Source organism: Limnohabitans sp. TEGF002, assembly GCF_055395845.1.
The window spans coordinates 1955277-1977603 of record NZ_AP029224.1 but is presented as its reverse complement, the minus strand read 5'-3'; the positions used below and the strand labels follow the sequence as shown (position 1 = coordinate 1977603).

Below are 22327 nucleotides of genomic sequence, written 5' to 3'. Positions count from 1 at the left end.
TCTCCATGCTCGACGACACCCTCAAAGCCCAATTGCAGCAATACCTGGCCCTGTTGCGCCAGCCGATTCGATTGATCGCTTCGCTGGACAACAGCGAGACCGGCGTCGACATGAAAAACCTGTTGGAAACCATCGTTGGTTTGTCTGACAAGGTCAGCCTGGACACCTCGGGTGACGACGCACGCAAGCCGTCTTTTGTGGTGGCCCGCGAAGGCCAGACCACTGGGGTGCGATTTGCAGGCTTGCCGCTCGGCCATGAGTTCACATCGCTGGTCTTGGCCTTGCTCTGGACCGGTGGCCATCCTCCGAAGGTCGAGCAAGACGTGATCGACAGCATCAAAGCGTTGGAAGGCAACTTCAATTTCGAGGTCTACATGTCGCTCAGCTGCCACAACTGCCCCGACGTGGTGCAGGCGCTGTCGCTCATGGCCATCGTGAACCTGAATGTGAAGACCGTGGTCATCGAAGGCGGCGCCTTCCAGGCCGAAGTTGAAGCACGCCAGATCATGGCGGTGCCCATGGTCTTCCTCAATGGCCAGGTGTTCGGCTCGGGCCGCATGTCGGTGGAAGAAATCGTGGCCAAGCTCGATACGAATGCCGGTGAACGCGACGCGGCCAAGCTCAGCGCCAAAGACCCCTTTGACGTCTTGATCGTGGGTGGTGGTCCTGCCGGTGCTGCGGCGGCCGTTTACGCGGCCCGCAAAGGCATCCGCGTGGGCGTGGCGGCTGAGCGTTTTGGTGGCCAGACCAACGACACCATGGCCATTGAAAACTACATCTCGGTACTGGAGACCGACGGCCCCAAGTTTGCGGCGGCTCTCGAAGCCCAAGTGCGCCACTACGAGGTGGACATCATGAACTTGCAGCGTGCCGACAAGATCGTTCCCGCCAGTCAGCCTGGCGGTTTGATCGAAGTGCAAATGGCCAATGGCGCCAGCCTCAAGGCCCGCTCGGTGATTTTGTCGACCGGCGCCCGCTGGCGCAATGTCAACGTGCCCGGCGAGCAAGAGTTCAAAAACAAGGGCGTGGCGTATTGCCCGCACTGCGACGGTCCTTTGTTCAAGGGCAAGCGCACCGCCGTTATTGGTGGTGGCAACTCCGGCATCGAAGCGGCGATTGACTTGGCTGGCATCGTGGCCCACGTCACAGTGTTCGAATTCGCCGACCAGCTCAAGGCCGATGCGGTGCTGGTGAGCAAGCTCAAGAGCCTGCCCAATGTCACGATCCACACCAACGCCCAAACCACCGAAATCACCGGCGCCGAAGGCAAGGTCAACGGCATCCGTTACAAAGACCGCACCACGGGTGATGACCATTGGGTGGAACTGGAGGGCGTGTTTGTTCAGATCGGTTTGGTGCCCAACACCGAGTTCCTCAAAGGAACTTTGGAGCTGAGCAAGTTTGGTGAAATCGTGGTGGACGCCAAGGGCCACACCAATGTGGCTGGCGTTTTCGCGGCTGGAGACTGCACCACCGTGCCGTACAAACAGATCGTCATTGCTGCAGGCGAGGGGGCCAAAGCAGCCTTGAGCGCCTTTGACCATCTGATCCGGATGCCTGCTTTGCCAGTGAGTGACGCCGCTAAAACAGAGAATGCAGTCGCCGTTTAAGCCAACGGTTTTTCAATCCCCAAGGAGCGCTGTGATGACGTGTTTTGTGATCGACCCCACTGCCAAAACCATCACCCCCGCCCCTTGGGATGGGGGTCTGGATGTGATCCGTCAGCTGATCGGTTTTGAAACCATCGACAGCGACGAGATCGATGCGGGTGGTGACCGTTTGTTTTTCGACGAGAAATGCTTCATCCGCCAAACACCTGGTGTGGGGCGTTTTCAGCTGGACAGTTTGGCCCCGGTGGCGGGCTTCGGTGTTGTGGTGGGCTCTGATGCCCACAGCGCCTTGCGGACGCCGCAAGTCAGCCTTGCGGCCTTGAAAGACCGCATCAAGTTCCTCTGAACAGGCGGCGCTGCAGTTTTTGCAGTCGCCATACTGCCTTAACTTGTTGTCTTGTTCTGTGATCACTGAAAGCGGTTTGGCGGCACAAGGCCGAGCGTGTTTCCTGTCTTTCGGTGAAGCTCACTTGGTCAAAATCAATTTACCTTGCCGAGTGGTTTGCAGTCGGTAGATTTCGCCTTGGTGCTGGATCAGCACCAAGCCATGGACACCCATGAGGGCGCTGCTGTTGATCATGTGCGGTTCGCTGGTGTGAGCAGCGCTGGTGGTTGAGGGCGATGGTCGTTCTGGCAAGCGCGGTACCTGGTTAGCAAAAGGACCATTGGGCTCAGCCACATACTTGTTATTCATGGTGCTTGGCCCTCGGTCACAAAACCAATTTTGGCCATGCCTGCGCGTTGTGCGGCGGTCATGGCAAAAGCCACTTTTTCATAAGGCACTTTTTTGTCGCCTCGAATGTACAGCTGGGGCTGCGGGTCTTTGGCCGCTTCGAGTTGCAAAACGGCTTCGAGGGCATCGGCTGCGATGGCTGTTTTGCCCAAAAAGAACAGCCCTTGCGCGTCTACCGCCAATTGCAGGTTTTCCGGTGGCGTCTTGTCGCGGGTGCTGCTGGTGCGGGGCAGCTCCACCTTCACTGCGTGCTGCACCACCGGGATGGTGATGATGAAGATGATCAAGAGCACCAGCATGACGTCCACTAGAGGCGTCATGTTGATTTCGCTCATCACGTCATCGGCGTTGTCACTGATTTCAAAGGACATGGGGCTTTCCTTGGGGGCTGTGCATGTGTCTGCTCAGCCCCGGCATGGGGTGTGATGGGGGGCGGTGTTGGCGTTGGCCTTGGCGTTCATTGGCTGGTGTGGGTCAGGCTGGACGCTTGCGAGGACGGTGCGATGCGGGTGCCGGTCACGTAATAGGCGTGCAGGTCGTGGGCAAAGCGGTTCATGCGGGCGATGATGAATTTGTTGCCACGCACCAGCGCGTTGTAGCCCATCACCGCCGGAATGGCCACGGCCAGACCCAGCGCGGTCATGATCAGGGTCTCGCCAATCGGGCCCGCCACGGCGTCGATGCCCGCGTTGCCAGTGGTCCCAATGGCCACCAGGGCGTGGTAAATGCCCCAAACGGTGCCAAACAAACCCACAAAAGGCGCGGTCGAGCCGATGGAGGCGAGGACTGCCAGTCCGTTTTGCAATTGACCGGTGCTGTCGTCAATGGCGTTGCGCAGGCTGCGGGTGACCCAGTCGCTCACGTCCAAGCGGTCGTGCAATTTTTTTTGCGCAGCCTGGTGGTGGTCGGTGGCTTCTTGGCCGGTGATGGCCAGGTCGTGAAACAGGTTGTCTTGGGAGCCCAAGACGTTCAGGCCCTCGTTCAGGCTGTGGCTGTGCCAGAAGGCTTCGCTGCCCAGCGCTTGCTGTTTGTAGCGCCAGACGTCGAGCGCCTTGAGCACAATGACGATCCAGCTGACGATGGACATGCCGATCAGCAAAGCCATGATGGCGCGGGTGACGGCATCGCCGTGCAGCCAAATGTGTGAGAGGCCAAAGGATTCGGACATGATTTTTTACTCCAGAACAAAACGAACAGGGACGTTGAACCACATGGCTTCGGGGTTGCCGTGGCGTTTGCCGGGCACATAGCGCCAGCGTTGAACAGTGTCGAGGGCCGCTTTGTCCAGTCGGTCGTTGCCACTGGACGTGCGGATTTCGGCTTGCTCAGCCGTGCCTTGCAGGCCGATGAACACGCGCACGATCACGGTGCCTTGCTCCCCCATGCGCTTGCTCATGCGGGGGTAGGCCGGTGGCGGGTTGTTCAGGTAGTCAGCGTCAGACGACGGCAACACCAGGCTGGGGGGCGCAGCTTTGCTGGCACTGGCGCTGGGGGCTGCGGCTGGGGCGGATGGTGTGGCGGGGGCGCTGTTGGCAGCGGCAACAACAGGTGTCACGACAGGTGCAATCAAAGGTGCTGAGGGGCTGGCTTCGGCCTGCTTGCTGACCGTGGGCAAGGGTGTGGAGACCGGTGTCGGCCGGGGCTGCTGCACAGCGGGTGACAACGACTTGGATTGCGGCTGCGGTTGGGGCTGTGGTGCAGGTGGAGTGGGCGATTCCACCATCACCGAAGCCATGATGACTTGGGCTTCTTCGATAGTGGCCGCTTGTTCCAACCAAGCTTGTCCCATCGCCCACAACAGGGCAACGTGTGCCAGCAGCACGGCACCACTGACGCGCCAGATGCGGCTGTTGTGGATGCGGTCGGGGCGGCGGGGCACTTCGAGGAAGGCGCTCAGTGAGGCGTTGAGGGGGGCTTCGAGTGTTGTCATGGTGATTTCAGGCCGGGCCTTGTGCGCCATGGGCGTGCAAGTTGTCGTGTTTTTCCAGTCCGGCAACATGGTTACGTTGGATGTCTTGCAGCTTGGCGCAGCCGCACAGGGCCAGGGTCATTTCAAATTCGTCGCGCAACAGGCGCAGGACATGGGCCACGCCTTGCGCCCCCGCATGGGCCAGGCCAAACAGGGCGGGGCGGCCCAGCAGCACCGCATCGGCCCCCAGTGCCAGGGCCTTGAAGATGTCGGTGCCGCGCCGGATGCCACCGTCCACCAGGATGTTCAGGGTGTGTGGTGTGGCCGCGTTGTGCCCGCGCACGGCTGCGGCAATCGGGGCCAGCAAGTGGGCGGTGTCGGGCAGGGTGTCGAGCGTGCGGCCGCCATGGTTGCTCACGATGACGCCCGCCACTTGCAGGCGAGCCGCTTGCAAGGCGTCTTGCGGGTGGGTGATGCCTTTGAGCAAGATGGGCAGTCGGGTCGTGCTTTGCAGCCAGGCCACATCGGCCCAGGTGGGGGCAGCGTTGGCCAGGCCTCCGCACAGGCCGCTGCTGGTTGTGAACAGGGAAGAAGGGCCGTCAGCCTGGGCTTGTGGCCAATGCACAGCGCGAACAGCTGGGGTCAGCTGCATGCCTTCGCGGCGTTCGCGGTCGCGCACGCCGTGCACCGGGGCGTCCACGGTGAGCACCAAGGCTTCGTAGCCTGCGGCCTCAAGCTGTTGAAGCAGGTCTTGCAAATAGGCTTTGTCGCTTTGCCAGTAGAGCTGAAACCACAGCGGCCCCCGGTCGGGCTCGGCCAGCACCAACGGTGCCACGGTTTGCAGGGGCGTGCTGGTTTGGTGGCTGAGCACCATGCCGCACTGTTGGGCGGCAGCCGCCATGGCCATGCCCGCTTCGCCATCGGCATGGGCCCAGCGCTGAAAAGCCATGGGCGCGACCAGCAAAGGGAAGGGCCAGGTTTTGCCCAGCAATGTGCAACGTGTGTGGCCACCGCGCAGGTCTTGCAGCACACGCGGGGCCAGGCCCCATTGCTGCCAGCCGCTCAGGTTGCGGCGCAGGGTGATTTCGTCCGCCGCACCGCCGCTGAAATACGCCCAGGCCGACGCCGACAGCACCGCTTGTGCGGCGCGTTCGTGGTCTTGCAGGTTGACGATGGGGGTGGGCATGGCGGCTCTAAATGAGGGGGCGTGAAATTCAGGGTGAAAGAGCGGGGTGAAAGGCAGAAGCTAGGCCCAGCGGCGTTCAGGTGTTGGCCCACTGGCGCAGCAGGTTGTGATAAACGCCTGTGAGTGCGGTGGTCTCGGGCGTTTCGCCGTGTTGCTCGCGCAGCTTGAGCAAGTTCATGTCCAGATCCGACAGGATGCGCCGTTGCGCGTCCGAGCGCACCATGCTTTCGACCCAGAAAAAGCAGGCCAATCGCTGGCCACGCGTGACGGGCGTGACTTCGTGCAGGGTGTGGCCGGGGTACAGCACGGCGTGGCCTGCGGGCAGTTTGATGCGGTGGCGGGTTTCATGGTCTTGCGCGACCAATTCGCCGCCTTCGTAGTCAGTCGGGTCGTTCAAAAAGACGGTGCACGACAAGTCGGTGCGCACCCGCTCGCCATCGGCACGCAGGCGAATGGCGTTGTCGATGTGCAGTCCGTAGTGCGGAAACTCGGGGGTGTAACGGTTCACGCGAGGGGTGAACACTTTGAGCGGCAGTGCGGCCGAGAAAAACTCGGCCGATTGGTCCAGCCCCGCCAAGACCCAGGCCCGAATTTGCTGCGCTACCGGATGGTCATGCGGCAGTTGCAAATTCGACTTGACTTGGCGGGCCTGCGATCCGGCACTGGCCCGACCATCGGCCCAATCCGCCTCAGGCAGACCCGACAGCAGTTGTCGGGCTTGCCAAACGGTTTCCGGGCTGAGCAGTTGGGGCAGGACGCGGATCATGTATGACGCTTCTGTTCAGGGCTTAGAACTTGTAAGACGCGGTGATTTGCGTCAAACGGCCAGCACCCGGGATGTAGTGGCCGGGGTACAAGGCATCGGCATACAACTTGTTGGTGACGTTGCTCATGTTGGCTTTGAAGGTCAGCGCCTCGCTGTACGCGTATTCGGCCATCACGTCGCCCACCACAAATGAGCGCACTTCAAATTCCGAACGCGTCGGCGTCTGGCGACCTCGGAAGGTCACGCCACCGCCCACGCGCCATTGGCTGGTGAGCTGGTAAGTGGTCCAAGCACTGCCGCTGTGGACGGGCGTCAGGGCAGGGCGGTCACCCACGCGTTCGCCTGCTGCACCTTGGGTGCATGAGCCGGTGGCTGGACAAGGCGCCGCCTTGCTGACCTTGGCATCAGGTATCCAGGTGAAGGAGCCGAACACTTCCCACTTTGGCGTCAGGCGACCTGCGACGTCGATCTCGACGCCCGACACATAACGACTGCCTGTGAGGGTGACCACGGGCAACAACGGGTCGGTGTTGCGTTCGTTCTTTTTGGTGGCACGGAACAGCGCCAGTCGGGTGGTGAACCGCTTGTCGGCCGAGTCGAGTTTGGCCCCCAGCTCCAGGTTGACCGATTGTTCGGGTGGCGTGTCCACATTGGATGCGCCCAGCGAATAGGTGTCGCCCGAGGTGTTGAACGAGGTGCCGTATGAGAAGTGGAAGGACTGCAAGTCGTTGGGTTGGAACAGCACGCCTGCACGCTGGCTCCACTCGCCCACCTTCATTTGATAACTGGTTTGGTTGCCGTTGCCGTTGTCGGTGGCGTTGGGCGGGGTGCCGAAGGCGTCATAGTTGCCTTTTAAGCTGTCATAGCGCAAGCCGCCCAGCACTTTCCAATGCGGTGCCACTTGCACCAGGTCTTGCATGTAAGCGCCCCAGCTGGTGCTGACGTATTGGTTGTTCACGCGCAGCACACGGGAACCCTCATTCACCCAGGCACCGTCGTTCGGGGTGCCCACCGTGGTGTTCGGTTTGTTCAGCGTGACGCCGCCTTGCGTGCCTGCCGTGCGCACGGCGTAGACGGTTTTGTCTTCGGTGGCCAAATCCACCCCCGCCAGAAGTTCGTGCCTCAGGCCCAAGGCTTCAAATTTCTTGCTGAAATCGCTTTGGACGTTCAGCGTGTCCATGTCCTGGATTTTGTTGTTGGTGCCACGGGTCAGTACCGTGTTGGGGCCCAAGGTGGCCAGAGACACGGCCGTGAGGTCTGGCTGCGAGGCCGCACCGGCCATCCGCATGGCACTGGCCCGCTGATCACGCTCGTAGCGGCCTTTTCGGATTTGCGTTTTCAATTCGCTGTCTGCCGCAAAACGGTGGGTGTGGCCCAAGCTGGCGTGCGTGGCGCTGCCCCCGTTGCCGTCGCTGGCCATGCCGTAATAGGTGGACGGATCGAGAGGCAACACGGTGCTCGTCAATGGCGATGAGGTGGGCGTGGGCCTGATCCAGGGCATGCCGTAGTTCATGCCGTTGCGGTTGTCCAGGTGGTACAGGCCAACCGAGAACTCGTTTTTCTCACCAATGCCCCAGCGGTAAGTGCCTGCCACACCGCTTTTGTCCAGGCTGCTGCCCGCGCCATTGTTGTCGGCTTGGGTGTGCATGGCCGTGATGCGCAGTGCGGCGCTTTCGCCTGTTTGCTTGTTGAAGTCACCGACGATGCGGCGGTGCTTGTGCGAACCCAAAGTCAGGTCGACCTGGCTTTCGTCCATCAGGCGAGGGGCTTTGCTGACCTGGTTGACCGCGCCCCCTGTGGAGCCGCGGCCAAACAGCATGGAGGCGGAGCCGCGCAGCACTTCAAGGCGGTCCAGGTTGAAGGTGTCGCGCTCGTAAAACGCCGGGTCGCGCACGCCGTCCACAAAAACGTCGCCTGTCGCTTGCAAAGAAAAACCGCGCAAACGGATGTCTTCCTCACCGCCTTCAGCGGCCAAAAAGCTGATGCCTGCAGTGTTTTTCAGGGCTTCTTTGAAGGTGTCCAGATTGCGGTCGTCCATCAGGCGCTCGGTCACCACGGTCACAGACTGGGGAATGTCGCGCAGTTGCTGCTGGCCTTTGCCGATGGTGGTTTCAGTTGCCCGAACGCTGTCTTTGCCTTCAGCGACTTCGGCTTTTTCCCTGACGGTGACGGCTCTCAGGGTTTTTTCGCTGGCTTCTTGTGCCAAGGCGTGCTGGGCAGACAAGGAGCCTGCCAACATGAGGGCGGCCAAAGGCAGCAATTTGGCAGGCGGCTGGAAGTTTTGGACGTGATCGTGTCTTTGAGTCATGGCGATGCGAGTCATTGAGTGAAAGGAAAAGGCAAAACGGGTTTGCCGACAAGTTCAATGGCTGGCTATCACCACCCGGGTGTCCGGTGTGAATGGCTGGCTGTCTATCAGGCGCAGCGGTGCTGCGAAGGCATGCTGTGGGAGCGCTGCCTGTGTCTGACCTGCAGGTGCCGCGCTACAAACATCGGCACCTTGCAGGCAGTGTCACTTGAAGCCAACCCGGTCCAGCATTTGCTGCACCTTGATCTGGTTCATGCCCACGGCACTGATCGGGAGCAATTCGCTTTTGAAGCTGCCGCCCGTCATGGCTTTGAGGGCCGGGTTGTCAAAGTGCACGCCTTTGGCGGCGGGCCACTCGTTGTTGCCATTGGCAAAGTGGTTTTGCGCAGCTGGGCTGGCCAGGTATTCCAGGAACTTGACCGCGTTGTCGGTGTTTTTGGCATGTCGGGCTACAGCGCCACCGGCCACGTTCACATGCGTGCCCCAACTCGATTGGTTGGGGAAGACCACGCCGATTTTTTCGGTCACGGCTTTATCGGCCGGGTTGCTTGACCGCATCATGCGGGCCAAGTAATAGGTGTTGGTCACGGCCACGCCGCATTCGCCCGAGGCGACGCCCTTTATTTGGTCGGTGTCACCACCCTTGGGGCTGCGAGCCATGTTGTCCACCAAGCCTTTGAGCCAAGTCTCGGTTTTTTGGGGTCCCAGATGTTCCGTCATGGCCCCAAACAAGCTCAAGTTGTAAGGGTGCGATCCGCTGCGGATGCACAGCTGGCCCTTGTATTTCGGATCGGCCAGCTTTTCATAACTGTCAAAGTCCGCCTTGTTGTATTTGATTTTGTCAAACACCACCACGCGGGCACGGGTGGACAGGCCAAACCAAGCCGTGCCGCCATTGTCTGCGGGCTTGGCCCGAAGGTTAGCGGGGATGGCGTCTTCTAGGACTTTGGATCTGACAGGCAGGAAAAGACCATCGACTTCGGCGCGCCACAGGCGGGCGGCGTCTACCAGCAAAATCACATCGGCGGGTGATGCCGCACCCTCGGCTTTAAGGCGGGCGAGAATACCGGCATCGTCGGCGTCCACCCGGTTGATCTTGATGCCCGTGGCCTTGGTGAAGTCGCTGTACATGACTTCGTCCGTGGGGTAATGGCGGGCTGAGTAGATGTTCAGTACTTTGTCTTGTGCAGAGGCCATGGTGGCGCTCAGGAGGCAGATGATGCTCAACAGGGACTTGGAGGGTGTCATGGTGTCTTTCGAACTTCTGGGGTGTTGGTCGAAGTTTAAACTAAATGCGAATCGTTATCAATAAGATTTGAGGAATACATGCATAAAGTGCAAGGGATAAGCCATGGGCTTGGCGTCAAAGCCGCCATACCAGCCATGGGGGAGACTGGAATCCGCCGAACATGGCAGCGACTGGGTTGTGTGTTGTCGCTTGTGGTCTTGACCGCTTGCAGCACCTTGCAGTCGAGCAAACCCCAAGAGCCTGGCTCCCCGCCCGTGGCCGAGCGGCGCGAGGTGCGGCTGGGGTTGGCGCTGGGGGGCGGCGCGGCGCGTGGGTTTGCCCATGTGGGCGTGATCCAGGTGCTGGAAGAGGCCGGTCTCAAGCCCAGTCATGTGGTGGGCACTTCGGCGGGGAGCTTGGTGGCGGCCTTGTATGCCAGCGGTAAAACCCCGGTGGAGTTGGTGCGAGTGGCCGAGTCCATGCAGGAGGCCGAGATCACCGACTGGATGTTGCCGATTTTGAACCGGGGCGCTTTGCGTGGTGAGGCTTTGGCTAAGTACGTGAACACGCAGGTGGGCGGAAAAACCCTTGAGCAGATGCCGATGGCCTTGGGCATCGTGGCCACCGATCTGGGCAGTGGGCAAGCCATTACCTTCCGCCGTGGCAACACGGGGGCGGCGGTGCGAGCCTCGAGTGCGGTGCCTGCGGTGTTTCAACCTGTTCGTCTGGGCGACCGTGAGTACGTGGACGGGGGCCTGGTCTCTCCGGTGCCGGTGCGCCAGACCCGCGAGATGGGAGCCAACTTGGTGATTGCGGTGGACATTTCCAGCGACCCGGAGGGCAACCCTTATGGCGACACCTTCCAGATCTTGATGCAGACCTTCGCCATCATGGGCAAAAGCATCAACACCCTGGCACTCAAAGACGCTGATGTGGTGATCCGACCCGCTTTGTCGGGTGTCAAAAGCGCCGATTTCAGCGCCCGCTTGCGCGCGATTGAAGCCGGTCGTGTTGCGATGCGGGCGGCACTGCCCATGCTGAAGGCGCGCATGGCCCAGTTTGAAGAGGGGCGCTGAGTTGAGCTGAACTCCCGATCCTTTCGGCTGTGATCAGGTCATTCGAAGTCGGGATCGCATGGTGGAGTCAAAAAAAGGGCCGATCTTGCGATCAGCCCTGGAAGGGATCCCTGTTTCCCAAATGAAATTCAAAGAGATCCGAGGAGACAACTTGCAAAACGACAGGCCGGTACTTACAAAACCGGTCTGCCGAGAAAATCACTTCTTCTTGGCAGCTTTGGGTGCAGCCGATTGTGTGACGGCAGCCAGGTTGGTTTCGGCCAGGTCAGTGGCTTGCTTGACGGCTTTTTGCACCGACTCGAAAGCGGTGTTGGCGGCGGTCACGGCACCCTTCATCATGGCCACAGCTTGCTCGGAACCGGCGGGCGCGTTTTGGGCGGCGGTGTCGACCAAAGTTGCGAACTGCTTTTGAGCAGCGGCGCTTTGGGCTTCGAAGGCCTTGGTGACCTCGCTGCCCGTACCCGACGCGATGTCGTACAGGTGGCGGCTGTAAGCGGCGGTTTTTTCAGCCAATGGCTGGAACAGGTTGGCTTGCATGGCCAGCAGCTCTTGGGCGTCTTTCACGCTCAGTGCGGCCTGGGTGTTGTTGGCGGACTCGTCCAGTGCAGCCTTGGCCACGCTCAGGTTCAGTTCAACCATTTTTTCCACGCCTTCGAAAGCTTTAGCGGTCAGGCCAAACAGGGTTTCCACGTTGGCTTTGTGCGAAGCGGCGATTTGTTCGGGTGTCATCATGAGAGGCTCCAGATAAAAGTTCGGTTTCAAGAAGACTGCGCCTGAACTGGCCGGGGCCGTACAACTTTGTTGCAGTGCAGCATGGATTGAATTTTAGGGTTTCTACTGGGTATTGCAAGGGGATGAGCCTGATCGTGGCTCAGTTTAGAGAGGGTTTTCTAGAATCGCTTTGCTATTCATCAAACCATGCACGCTTACTACGCCGACCACTTTGTCTTGCCCCTGCCCGAAGGCCACCGCTTTCCGATGCACAAATACAGCCGACTGCGCGACCGCCTGACGCAAGAGCTGCCCGCCGTGGTCATGCGCGAAGCCCCGGCCGCCAGCGACGGTGAGCTGGCGCTGGTGCACACACCCGCGTACATCCAGGGCGTGGCCACGGGCACTCTGGACGCCGCTTTGCAGCGGGAGATCGGTTTTCCTTGGAGCCCTGCCATGGCCGAGCGGGCTCGTCGTTCGGTGGGGGCCACCGTGGCCGCTGCCCGTGATGCCTTGGCCCACGGTGTGGCGGGTAACTTGGCTGGCGGCACGCACCATGCCTATGCGCACAAGGGCGGTGGCTTTTGTGTGTTCAACGACATCGCGGTCACCGCCCGATTGATGCAGGCCGAGGCCTGGCGGCACCAGCGCCAGACTTTGAAAGTGGCGGTGATCGACCTGGACGTGCACCAGGGCAATGGCACGGCGCACATATTTGCCAACGACCCCAGCGTGTTCACGCTCTCTCTGCATGGCGAAAAGAACTTTCCCTTCCGCAAGGAGCCCAGCGACCTGGACGTGGGCTTGCCGGATGGCTGCACCGACGAGCCTTATCTGGCGGCACTTCATCAAGCGCTGCAAACGCTGCAAGACCGGTTCGATCCGCAACTGGTGATTTACCTGGCTGGTGCCGACCCGCACGAGGGGGATCGGCTGGGACGGCTCAAATTGACAATGGACGGCATGCAGGCGCGCGACCGGGTAGTGATGGACTGGGCCTGGCAGCGCAGGCTGCCGGTGGTGCTGTGCATGGGCGGCGGTTACGGACACGACATCGAGACCACGGTGCAGGTGCAAATGCAGACTTGGGATGTGGCTTTGGGCTATTGGCAACGCTGGCACAATCTCGGGCGATGAACACGCCAGTCTCACCCATCACCAAACCCCAAGCCGACGCCCGCAGCAGCTACAAAGCGTTTCGCGCCATCAGCACCCGCTGGATGGACAACGATGTGTATGGCCATGTGAACAACGTGGTGTACTACAGCTGGTTCGACACCGCCGTGAACGCCACCCTGATTGAGCAGGGCGTGCTCGACATCCATGCGGGTACGACCATTGGCCTGGTGGTGGAAACCCAGTGTTTTTACTTCGCGCCGCTGGCCTTCCCACAAACCATCGACGCGGGCATCCGCGTGGCCAAGCTGGGCACCTCCAGCGTGCGCTACGAGGTGGGCCTCTTTGCCCAAGGCGAAGAAATGAGCGCAGCCCGTGGTCATTTTGTGCATGTGTACGTGGACCGCGAAACCCGCCGCCCCGTGCCCTTGCCGGCCCCACTCAAAGCATTTTTGGAGACATTGACATGAGCATTTTAGACATCGGACCTCAGGTCAGCACCCGCGTGAACGACCCGGCCAGTGTGGACGCGGCCATCCTGAGCCGCTTTTCGGCCCGGGCTTATTTGCCCAAGCCGGTGGATCGCGCTGTGCTGCAAGAGGTGCTGGGCGTTGCGTCCCGCTCGCCCAGCGGCACCAACACCCAGCCCTGGAAGGTGTATGTGCTGCAAGGCGCCAAGCGCGACGAGCTGGTGACCAAAACCTGCGCCGCGCACGACGCCATCAGTGCCAACCCGGCGCTGGCCTCTGAATACGCCGAGTCTTATGACTATTACCCCGAAAAATGGGTCAGCCCCTACATCGACCGCCGCCGCGAATGCGGTTTTGGCCTTTACGGTGTGCTGGGCATCGGCAAGGGCGATAAGGCTTTGATGCATGCGCAGCACCAGAAAAACTTCCGCTTTTTCGACGCGCCCGTCGGCCTGATCTTCACCATCGACAAAGTCATGGGCCGGGGCAGTTTGCTCGACTACGGCATGTTCTTGCAAAGCATCATGGTGGCCGCACGCTCGCGCGGACTGCACACTTGCCCCCAAGCGGCTTGGAACGGTTTTTCCAAAATCATCTTGCCGCTGGTCGGCGCAGGTGAAAGCGAAATGGTGGTTTGCGGCATGTCGCTGGGCTATGCCGATGAGTCGGCGCTGGTCAACACCTTCCAGACCACGCGGGTGCCTTCGCAAGACTTCACCCACTGGGTGGATTGACTTTTATCTAAACGCGCTTTTTTAAAGACAAGGGCCTGGTTTGGGATTCGAAGCACTGGCGCTGCAGCTGCTCAATGGTCTGAGCCACGCCACCACCTTGTTCTTGATGGCCTCCGGGCTGACGCTGATTTTTGGCGTCACCCGGATCGTCAACTTCGCACACGGCAGCTTCTTCATGTTAGGGGCTTTGTGGTCGGCGCACGCGGTGACGAACTGGTGGCCTGGCATGGCGGACACCGCTTGGGGCTATGGCGCGGTGATCTTGATGGGTGCGTGCGTGGCCGCCTTGTTGGGGGCGGTGACCGAAGTCTTGCTGCTCCAGCGCATGCGCCACGCGCCGCAGCTCTACCAACTCGTGGCCACTTTTGGCCTGACGTTGGCGCTGCACGATGCCATGCGCTGGTTTTTCGGGCCGGAAGAGGTGTTCGCGCCGCGCTTTCCGGGCCTCAAGGGCGCGATTCAGCTGGGCGAGTCGTATTTCCCGACCTGGCAACTTTTTACCTTGGCGTTGGGGCCCTTGGTCTGGTTGGGTCTGCACCTCTTGCTCACGCGCACGCTGTGGGGCCAGCGCGTGAAAGCTGCCACGCAAGACCGCGAGATGCTTGATGCGTTGGGTGTGAACCCCGCGCCGCTCATGCTGGGCGTGGTCATGCTGGGCTGCGGTTTGGCTGGGCTGGCCGGGGCGCTGCAGTTGCCGCGCGAGCCTGCGCATTTGCAAATGGACGTGAACGTGGTGGTCGAGACCTTTGTGGTGGTGGTCACCGGGGGGCTGGGCAGCATCGGCGGCGCGTTTGCAGCGGCGGTTTTGATTGGCCTGATCCACGCCCTGGGCCTGAGCTTTTTCCCGCAAGCGACCTTGGTGCTGGTGTTTTTGACCATGGCGGTGGTGTTGGTCTGGCGGCCGCAAGGGCTGGCCGGATCGGCTGCACATGCCGAGCAGCGAGAGAGCGTGCCGGTGTTTGCGTTGTGGCCGGTGGCGCTCTGGGGCAGAGCGCTGTTTGTGGCGGCCTTTGTCAGCCTGACCTTGCTGGCTTGGGGGCAGGGCGATTACGGCCGCAGCCTGGCAGAGGATGTGATGGTCATGATGCTGTTTGGTCTGAGCCTGCAGTGGATGATGGCTTTGGGCGGTCTGGTTAGTTTTGGGCATGCGGCTTTTTTTGCACTGGGTGCTTATGGCGCGGCGCTGTCGCACCTGCATTGGGGGGCGAGTTTGTTTGCCGCTTTAGCCGCTGGCATGGCGCTGGCGCTGTCGGTGGCGCTGGTGTTTGGCGCCTTGGTGGTGCGCAGCAGCGGGGTGTACTTGGCCATGCTGTCTCTGGCGCTGGCACAAATGATTTGGGCCGGGGCCACGCAATGGGTGGGCTTGACGGGCGGTGACAACGGTCTGATCGGTCTGCGCTTGATCGCTCCCGAGTCGCGTGCCTTGTGGGACGCAACGCTTTGCGGCTTCATGCTTTTGGCTTTGGCGGGCATGGCCCGGGTGGCGCGGTCCAGCCGGGGCGCGGCTTTGCAGGCTGTGCGCGATGCGCCGCAGCGGGCAGCGGCCAGTGGCTTGCCTGTGCAGGTTTTGCGCTACCAAGTGTTTGTGGGCAGCGCCATTTTGGCGGGTTTGGCCGGGGGCTTGTGGGCCGCCTTTAAAGGGGCGGTGTTCCCGTCTGTGGCGTCGGTCGCCATGTCGGTGGATGCCTTGCTGGTCATCTTGCTGGGTGGTGTGCACCAGTTGTGGGGCTCGGCCGTGGGCAGTGCGCTGCTGGTTTGGGGTGGGGCCGAGTTGGGGCAGGGCTTGGACTATTGGCGCGGGGTATTGGGTCTGGTGATCATGTTGGTCATGGTGCTGGCCCCCAGTGGTGTGCTGGGCGCGGTGCAGCAATGGCTGGCAAGCCGCACAACGTCCCCCAATTCCTCATCCACACCAACCGAGGGGGCCGCATGAGCACATCGGCTTTGCAGGTGCGGGGTCTGGCCAAGCATTTTGGCGGGGTGCGGGCGCTCGACGGCGTGGATTTTGAGGTGCCTGCGGGCCAGTGTGTGGCCTTGATCGGCCCCAATGGCGCGGGCAAGTCGACCTGTTTTGCCTGCTTGGCTGGCCAGCAAGTGCCCACAGCGGGTGAGGTGCTGTGGCAAGGGCAGTCGCTTTTGGGCAATCCGCCCGCAGGGCGGCAACGCTTGGGCGTGGCGCGCACCTTTCAGGTGGCGCAAACCTTCGAGGCGCTGACGGTACTTCAAAATATCCAGCTCGTGCTGCGCGGTGCCGCGCCGCTCGCCTGGTGGGACCGGCTGGACCGGCGTCAGCCCGAGCGCGCCATGCACTTGGCCACACAAGCGGGCTTGCAAGCCCAAGCCAACATCACCGTGGCCGATTTGCCCTATGGCGCAAAAAAGCGTTTGGAGCTGGCCATGGCGCTGGCGGGGTTGCCTGAAAAAGGTGCCGATCAAGGCGCTGCTTTGCTGCTGCTCGACGAGCCCGCTGCCGGGCTGGCCTTGGCCGAGCGGGCCGACATGATGGCGCTGGTGCGCCAAGTGGCTTCGGAAGGCGTGACGGTGCTGTACACCGAGCACAATATGGACGCCGTTTTCGGCGTGGCAGACAGGGTGCTGGTGCTGGTGCAAGGCCGCTTGGTGGCCGATGGTGCGCCCGAGGTGGTGGCGCAAGACCCACAGGTGCGCGAGCGTTACCTGGGGATGGATTTCGATCTGAACGCCAACGTCAATAGCGATGCGAAAGGCCTGCTCGATGCTCAACGTTGAAGGACTCAACGCTTGGTACGGCCAAGCCCAGGCCTTGTTCGACGTGAGTCTGACGGTGGGCGAGGGCGAGTTGGTGGTCATTCAGGGCCTGAACGGCGCGGGCAAATCCACGCTGCTGCAAAGCCTGATCGGTATTGGTCCCCGGGCGCAAGGCCGCATCACTTGGCAAAGCGAACCCATCCAAGCCTGGCCCGCGCACCGACGCGCCCAGGCGGGCTTGGGTTTTGTGGCCGAAGACCGGCGCTTGTTCACGGCCTTGTCGGTGAAAGAAAACTTGTGGATCGCTGCGACATCGGACGCAGGGCCCAGCGCTCTGGCCATGCCCGCGCAGCGCTTTGACCGCGTGATGGCCTTGTTTCCCCAGCTTCAAACCATGCTGCACCGCCCCGCCAGCCAAATGAGTGGTGGCGAGCAGCAAATGCTGGCGCTGGCCCGCACCCTCATGACCGGACCGCGCCTGTTGCTGCTCGACGAGCCTTGTGAGGGCATCGCCCCGGTGCTGCTGGCCGCCATGCGCGACGCGCTGCTGCAACTGGCCCGCGAAGGCGTGGCCATGCTGGTGGCCGAGCAGAACAACATTCTGGCTGGGCATGCGCAACGGGTGCTCGTATTGACCAGTGGGCGCATGAACTTGGCGGCATGAGCCCCGCTTGACCGGGTGGGGCATCCCTTACACTGCCTCCCAACAACGAGCGGCTCCAGCCGCCAGAGACAACACACCATGATCATCACCAGCCTGCTCGACACCGACCTGTATAAATTCACCATGATGCAGGTCGTTCTGCACCAATTTCCGGGTGCGCAGGTCGAATACAAATTCAAGTGCCGCAACCCCGGTGTGCCTTTGGCACCTTTTGTCGATGAAATTCGCCAAGAAATCCGATCACTGTGTTCTTTGAGTTTCAAGGAAACCGAGCTGCAGTACCTGCGCTCCATGCGTTTCATCAAGAGCGACTTCGTTGATTTTTTGGGCTTGTTCAAGCTCAATGAAAAATCCGTTGTGGTCACGGCGCTGCCTTCGGGCGAGATCGACATCACCATCCAGGGCCCTTGGCTTCACACGATTCTTTTCGAGATCCCGGTGCTGGCCATCGTCAACGAGGTGTACTTCCGCAACACCCATAAGGTGCCGGACCTGCTGGAAGGCCGCCGCCGTTTGGACACCAAAATCGCCCAGTTGCAGGCCTCTGGCCTCGAAACCCTCAAGATTGCTGACTACGGCACGCGCCGCCGTTTTTCCCGCGCCTGGCACGAAGAAGTGTTGCGTGTCTTGTCGGCCCGACTGGGCACTGGCCCCACCGGCCAATTTGCAGGAACCAGCAATGTGTATTACGCCTATTTGCTGGGCCTCACACCCTTGGGCACCATGGCGCACGAGTACCTGCAGGCCTGCCAGGCCTTGGGCCCGCGTTTGCGCGACAGCCAGGTGTTTGCCTTTGAGTCCTGGGCCAAGGAGTACCGGGGCGACCTGGGCATTGCCCTGAGCGATGTATATGGCTTTAATGCCTTTTTGCGCGACTTCGACCTGTATTTTTGCAAGCTGTTTGACGGTGCCCGCCACGACAGCGGTGACCCGTTCAGCTGGGGCGAGCGCATGATCGCGCACTACCAGCACAACCGGGTCGACCCGAAAACCAAGACCTTGATTTTCAGTGACGGCCTGACGATTCCGCGCACCATTGAGCTTTACCAACAGTTCCATGACCGCTGCCAGCTGGCCTTTGGTGTGGGCACCAATCTGACCAATGACCTGGGTTATGAGCCGCTGCAAATCGTCATCAAAATGACCCGTTGCAACGGCCAGCCTGTGGCCAAACTTTCAGACTCGCCAGGCAAGGGCATGTGTGATGATGAAAAATACCTGGCTTACTTGCGCCAGGTGTTCGAAGTTTCACCCGGCACCTGAATCCGGACCTTTCACCGGTAATATCAGTTTCATTCAATTGGAGATTTGCATCATGAAGCTTTTGGGGACACGATGGACCGCTTGGCTGGCATTGCCGGCGTTGTTGGCCTTGTCTGGGGGGGCTTGGGCCGCCGACTTTGATGGCGCGCAGCTGTCTGTCCTCTGGGGAGTGCCTTTTGCGGGCATTTTGTTGTCGATTGCCTTGATGCCTTTGCTGGTGCCCCACTTTTGGCACCACCATTACGGCAAAGTAGCCGCCGCTTGGGGCTTGGCATTTCTGGTGCCTTTTGCCCTGATGTTCGGTCCTGCAGCCGCTGGCGCGAACATGGTGCACGCCCTGTTTGCCGAATACATTCCTTTCATCATCTTGCTCACGGCCTTGTTCACCGTGTCGGGCGGCATTTTCATCCGAGGCAATTTGCACGGCAGCCCGGGCTTGAACACCGCCATCTTGGCCATTGGTGCTTTTTTGGCCAGCTTCATGGGCACCACAGGGGCGTCCATGCTGCTGATTCGTCCACTCATCCGCGCCAACGACAACCGCAAGCATGTGGCGCATGTGGTGGTGTTTTTCATCTTCATCGTCTCCAACGCGGGCGGCTCCTTAACGCCTTTGGGCGATCCGCCCTTGTTTTTGGGCTTCCTCAAGGGCGTTGATTTCTTCTGGACCATCAAAACCATCTTCCCTGAGACCCTGTTCCTCGTGGGCAGCTTGCTGGCCATATTCTTTGTCCTGGATTCTTGGTTTTACCGCCGTGAAGACTTGTTGCCGCAAGACCCAACACCGGATTCCAAATCGATTGGTTTTGATGGAGCCATCAACTTCTGGCTGCTCGGTGCAGTGGTGGGCCTGGTGCTGATGAGCGGGTTCTGGAAATCACCGGTGTCTTTCAACATCTACGGCACCGAAGTCGGTTTGCCGGGCGTGCTGCGCGATCTGGGTCTGATTGCCGTGACGTTCTTGTCGCTCAAAATCACCCCCTCTAAGGTGCACGAGGACAACCAATTCGGTTGGGCCCCCATGGCCGAAGTGGCCAAGTTGTTTGCTGGCATTTTTCTGACCATCATCCCCGTCATTGCCATGCTCAAGGCGGGTGCCAATGGGCCTTTTGGGGCCGTGGTCGCTGCGGTGACCCAGCCCGATGGCAGTCCCGATGTGATGATGTATTTCTGGATCACAGGGTTGCTCAGCTCCTTCTTGGACAACGCACCCACTTATTTGGTCTTCTTCAACACCGCTGGCGGTGACCCCCAGGTCTTGATGACCACACTGGCCCCGACGCTGGCCGCCATTTCTGCTGGTGCCGTGTTCATGGGCGCCAACACCTACATTGGCAATGCGCCCAACCTGATGGTCAAGGCGATTGCCGAAGACCGTGGCGTGAAAATGCCCAGCTTCTTTGGTTACATGTTGTGGTCGGGCGCTGTCCTGATTCCTTTGTTCGTGGTCATGAGTTTCATTTGGTTCAAGTGATGTCCAAACCTTCCATTTTGGTGGCCCGCGCCATCTTCCCCGAGGTCCTGCAATCTTTGTCGCAGGTGTTTGAAGTCGAGAGCAATCAGTCCGATGAGGTCTGGTCTGCCGCCGAACTCACGCGCCGCATGCAAGGCAAAGTGGGTGCCCTGACCACAGGCAGCGAGCGCATCGACGCAGCGCTTTTGCAAGCCAACCCGCAACTGCGCATCGTTGCCAATATGGCCGTGGGCTTCAACAACTTTGACGTGCCCGCCATGACCGCTGCCGGTGTGCAGGCCAGCAACACGCCCGACGTGCTGACCGAGACCACGGCCGACTTTGGCTTTGCCTTGCTCATGGCCACGGCCCGACGTGTGACCGAGAGCGAGCACTATCTGCGTGCCGGTTTGTGGAAAAAATGGAGCTACGACATGTTCGCCGGGGCCGAAGTGCATGGCTCAACCCTCGGCATCATTGGCATGGGCCGCATCGGGCAGGGCATTGCCCGCCGTGCGGCGCACGGTTTTGGCATGAACGTGATCTATTACAACCGCAGCCGCCTGAGTGCTGAGTTGGAAACCGAGTGCAAAGCCCGCTATGTGTCCAAGCAAGAGCTTCTTCAGTCTGCAGACCATGTGATGTTGGTCGTGCCTTACAGCGCCGAGTCTCACCACACCATCGGAGCGGCCGAGTTGGCGCAGATGAAGGCCTCGGCCACGCTGGTCAACATTGCCCGCGGCGGCATTGTGGACGATGCGGCCTTGGCCAAAGCTTTGGCGGCTCGCCAAATCGCGGCTGCAGGTTTGGATGTCTTCGAGGGTGAGCCTTCTGTCCACCCCGACTTGCTGAAAGTTCCCAACGTGGTCTTGACCCCCCACATCGCCAGCAGCACGGTCAAAACCCGCATGGCGATGGCCCAGTTGGCCGCAGACAACCTCGTCGCTTATTTGACCCAAGGCAAGGCACTGACGCCATTGAACACCGTGCCAGGCGCCGCTGCATGAGCGAGTGGGTGCTGTTGGCCCTGGGCGGGCTGAATCTGTTGCTGCTGCTTTGGTTGTTGCGGCGGTCCTCGTCAGCGGCTGATGCACACCACCCACAGGCTGCCGAGCAAGCGGCCTGGCAGCAACAGCAGTTTGCCGCCCTGCAGGCCCAGACCGAGCGGCTCGAGCGCGAGCTGCGCACAGAGATCAGCCAGTCGGGTGTGCAAGGCCGACAAGAGGCCATGCAAACCCTCACGCTGTTCCAGCAATCGCTGTTGCAGCAAAGCGCCGAGGCCACCCGCACCCAAAACCAGCAAATTGACGCACTGGCCCAGCAGCTGGCCTTGCTGCAAAAAAGCCTGACCGACAGCTTGGCCCAGCAGGTCAATGCGCTGTCTGAGGCCAACGCCCGCCGCCTGACCGAGATGCGCGGCACCATGGAGACCCAGCTGTCCCAGCTGCAGCAAAGCAACGCCGCCAAGCTTGATGAAATGCGCCAGACCGTGGACGAAAAATTGCAAGCCACCTTGCAAGCCCGCTTGGGCGAGAGCTTCAAACAAGTGGCCGAGCGCTTGGAGCAGGTGCACAAGGGCTTGGGCGAGATGCACAACTTGGCGCAAGGGGTGGGTGACCTCAAGCACTTGCTCACCAACGTCAAGACACGCGGCATGTTTGGCGAGGCGCAATTGGCTTCATTGCTCGAACAAGTGCTGACCCCCGAGCAATACGCGGTTCAGGTGGCCACCCGGCCCGGTGATAAAAACCGCGTGGACTTTGCGATTCGACTGCCGGGCCGATCCGACAGTGGCCAGCCCGTCTGGCTGCCGATCGACGCCAAGTTTCCCAACGAAGACTATGAGCGCCTGCTCGAAGCGCAAGGCCGCGCCGACCCGGTGCAGGCGGAGCTGTGTGCCAAAGCGCTGGAGACGCGCATCAAGCTCGAAGCCAAGTCCATTGCAGAAAAATACCTGGAGCCGCCGCACACCACCGACTTTGCGGTCATGTTCTTGCCCACCGAAGGCCTGTATGCCGAGGTCTTGCGCCGCCCAGGTTTGATGGAAACCCTGCAGCGCGACCACCGCGTGACACTGGCAGGGCCGACCAACTTGATGGCCATGCTCAACGCTTTGCAAATGGGCTTCCGAACACTGGCGCTCGAAAAGCGTTCGAGTGAAGTTTGGCAAGTGCTGGGCGCGGTCAAGACCGAGTTTGGCAAGTTCGGTGATGTGCTCGATAAGGTGCGCAACCAGACGCAAACCGTGCTCAACACCTTGGACCAGGCCCAGACCCGCAGCAACGTGATGAACCGCGCCTTGCGCCAAGTCGATGCCTTGCCGGAGCCTGAGGCGCAAGCGCTGCTGCCCGGCGGGGACCAGTGATGTTCAAT

22 protein-coding genes are annotated in these 22327 nt (G+C 60.8%); 13 read left to right on the top strand and 9 right to left on the bottom strand.

Translation table 11 applies throughout. The features are described 5' to 3' along the window. The first annotated feature begins 5 nt into the window (after positions 1-5). The gene (gene ahpF, locus ACZ5SR_RS09765) at positions 6-1610 is read left to right on the top strand and encodes an alkyl hydroperoxide reductase subunit F (protein WP_464448541.1); all 1605 of its coding nucleotides are present in this window, start codon (positions 6-8) and stop codon (positions 1608-1610) included. Positions 1611-1644: 34 nt separating this feature from the next. Next, complete coding sequence (locus tag ACZ5SR_RS09760) at positions 1645-1956, top strand: hypothetical protein (RefSeq protein ID WP_464448540.1); 312 nt, start codon at positions 1645-1647, stop codon at positions 1954-1956. A 120-nt stretch (positions 1957-2076) separates the two neighbouring features. On the opposite strand, the gene hemP is transcribed toward ACZ5SR_RS09760, so the two are convergent. The 8 genes from hemP to ACZ5SR_RS09720 form a co-directional block, all read right to left on the bottom strand. After that, a complete protein-coding gene (gene hemP / locus ACZ5SR_RS09755; protein ID WP_464448539.1) occupies positions 2077-2304 on the bottom strand; it encodes a hemin uptake protein HemP in 228 nt (75 codons plus the stop codon). Further along, positions 2301-2714, bottom strand: a complete 414-nt coding sequence (locus tag ACZ5SR_RS09750; protein WP_464448538.1) for an ExbD/TolR family protein — start codon at positions 2712-2714, stop codon at positions 2301-2303. The genes hemP and ACZ5SR_RS09750 overlap by 4 nt, the downstream gene beginning before the upstream one ends. A gap of 86 nt (positions 2715-2800) precedes the next feature. Beyond that, positions 2801-3511 carry a MotA/TolQ/ExbB proton channel family protein gene (locus ACZ5SR_RS09745; RefSeq protein ID WP_464448537.1) on the bottom strand — a complete coding sequence of 237 codons (711 nt, stop codon included), beginning with the start codon at positions 3509-3511 and terminating at the stop codon, positions 2801-2803. A gap of 6 nt (positions 3512-3517) precedes the next feature. Beyond that, positions 3518-4273, bottom strand: coding sequence for an energy transducer TonB (locus ACZ5SR_RS09740; protein WP_464448536.1), 756 nt, complete (start codon positions 4271-4273; stop codon positions 3518-3520). A 7-nt stretch (positions 4274-4280) separates the two neighbouring features. After that, the gene (locus tag ACZ5SR_RS09735; RefSeq protein ID WP_464448535.1) at positions 4281-5438 is read right to left on the bottom strand and encodes an alpha-hydroxy acid oxidase; all 1158 of its coding nucleotides are present in this window, start codon (positions 5436-5438) and stop codon (positions 4281-4283) included. A 76-nt stretch (positions 5439-5514) separates the two neighbouring features. Beyond that, positions 5515-6204: a Fe2+-dependent dioxygenase gene (locus ACZ5SR_RS09730; RefSeq protein ID WP_464448534.1), complete on the bottom strand. Its 690-nt coding sequence runs from the start codon at positions 6202-6204 to the stop codon at positions 5515-5517. A 22-nt stretch (positions 6205-6226) separates the two neighbouring features. Further along, the gene (locus tag ACZ5SR_RS09725; protein WP_464448533.1) at positions 6227-8512 is read right to left on the bottom strand and encodes a TonB-dependent receptor; all 2286 of its coding nucleotides are present in this window, start codon (positions 8510-8512) and stop codon (positions 6227-6229) included. Positions 8513-8716: 204 nt separating this feature from the next. After that, entirely contained in the window at positions 8717-9760 is a 1044-nt protein-coding gene (locus tag ACZ5SR_RS09720) for an extracellular solute-binding protein (RefSeq protein ID WP_464448532.1), read from the bottom strand. Positions 9761-9895: 135 nt separating this feature from the next. On the opposite strand from ACZ5SR_RS09720, the gene ACZ5SR_RS09715 reads away from it, so the two are divergent. Further along, positions 9896-10816, top strand: coding sequence for a patatin-like phospholipase family protein (locus ACZ5SR_RS09715; RefSeq protein ID WP_464451039.1), 921 nt, complete (start codon positions 9896-9898; stop codon positions 10814-10816). Positions 10817-11014: 198 nt separating this feature from the next. Here ACZ5SR_RS09715 and ACZ5SR_RS09710 read toward each other — a convergent pair whose 3' ends face one another. Continuing rightward, positions 11015-11548, bottom strand: a complete 534-nt coding sequence (locus ACZ5SR_RS09710) for a phasin family protein (protein WP_464448531.1) — start codon at positions 11546-11548, stop codon at positions 11015-11017. A 186-nt stretch (positions 11549-11734) separates the two neighbouring features. Here ACZ5SR_RS09710 and ACZ5SR_RS09705 point away from each other — a divergent pair, with 186 nt between their 5' ends. From ACZ5SR_RS09705 to ACZ5SR_RS09660, 10 genes are all read left to right on the top strand, one after another. Then, a complete protein-coding gene (locus ACZ5SR_RS09705; RefSeq protein WP_464448530.1) occupies positions 11735-12664 on the top strand; it encodes a histone deacetylase family protein in 930 nt (309 codons plus the stop codon). Beyond that, positions 12661-13113, top strand: a complete 453-nt coding sequence (locus ACZ5SR_RS09700) for an acyl-CoA thioesterase (RefSeq protein ID WP_464448529.1) — start codon at positions 12661-12663, stop codon at positions 13111-13113. Before ACZ5SR_RS09705 ends, ACZ5SR_RS09700 begins: the two co-directional genes overlap by 4 nt. Continuing rightward, positions 13110-13847 carry a nitroreductase gene (locus ACZ5SR_RS09695; protein ID WP_464448528.1) on the top strand — a complete coding sequence of 246 codons (738 nt, stop codon included), beginning with the start codon at positions 13110-13112 and terminating at the stop codon, positions 13845-13847. The genes ACZ5SR_RS09700 and ACZ5SR_RS09695 overlap by 4 nt, the downstream gene beginning before the upstream one ends. A gap of 40 nt (positions 13848-13887) precedes the next feature. After that, a complete protein-coding gene (locus ACZ5SR_RS09690; RefSeq protein WP_464448527.1) occupies positions 13888-15780 on the top strand; it encodes an ABC transporter permease in 1893 nt (630 codons plus the stop codon). Continuing rightward, on the top strand, positions 15777-16595 hold the full coding sequence (locus ACZ5SR_RS09685) for an ABC transporter ATP-binding protein (RefSeq protein WP_464448526.1): 819 nt from the start codon (positions 15777-15779) through the stop codon (positions 16593-16595). Before ACZ5SR_RS09690 ends, ACZ5SR_RS09685 begins: the two co-directional genes overlap by 4 nt. Beyond that, positions 16582-17238 carry an ABC transporter ATP-binding protein gene (locus tag ACZ5SR_RS09680; RefSeq protein ID WP_464448525.1) on the top strand — a complete coding sequence of 219 codons (657 nt, stop codon included), beginning with the start codon at positions 16582-16584 and terminating at the stop codon, positions 17236-17238. The genes ACZ5SR_RS09685 and ACZ5SR_RS09680 overlap by 14 nt, the downstream gene beginning before the upstream one ends. 78 nt (positions 17239-17316) lie before the next feature. Further along, a complete protein-coding gene (gene pncB, locus ACZ5SR_RS09675; protein ID WP_464448524.1) occupies positions 17317-18501 on the top strand; it encodes a nicotinate phosphoribosyltransferase in 1185 nt (394 codons plus the stop codon). A gap of 52 nt (positions 18502-18553) precedes the next feature. Further along, a complete protein-coding gene (locus ACZ5SR_RS09670; RefSeq protein ID WP_464448523.1) occupies positions 18554-19975 on the top strand; it encodes a sodium:proton antiporter in 1422 nt (473 codons plus the stop codon). Beyond that, positions 19975-20961: a 2-hydroxyacid dehydrogenase gene (locus tag ACZ5SR_RS09665; RefSeq protein WP_464448522.1), complete on the top strand. Its 987-nt coding sequence runs from the start codon at positions 19975-19977 to the stop codon at positions 20959-20961. Before ACZ5SR_RS09670 ends, ACZ5SR_RS09665 begins: the two co-directional genes overlap by 1 nt. Continuing rightward, positions 20958-22319 (top strand): DNA recombination protein RmuC, encoded by a 1362-nt coding sequence (locus ACZ5SR_RS09660; RefSeq protein ID WP_464448521.1) that lies wholly within the window; start codon positions 20958-20960, stop codon positions 22317-22319. Before ACZ5SR_RS09665 ends, ACZ5SR_RS09660 begins: the two co-directional genes overlap by 4 nt. The last annotated feature ends 8 nt before the right edge of the window (positions 22320-22327 follow it).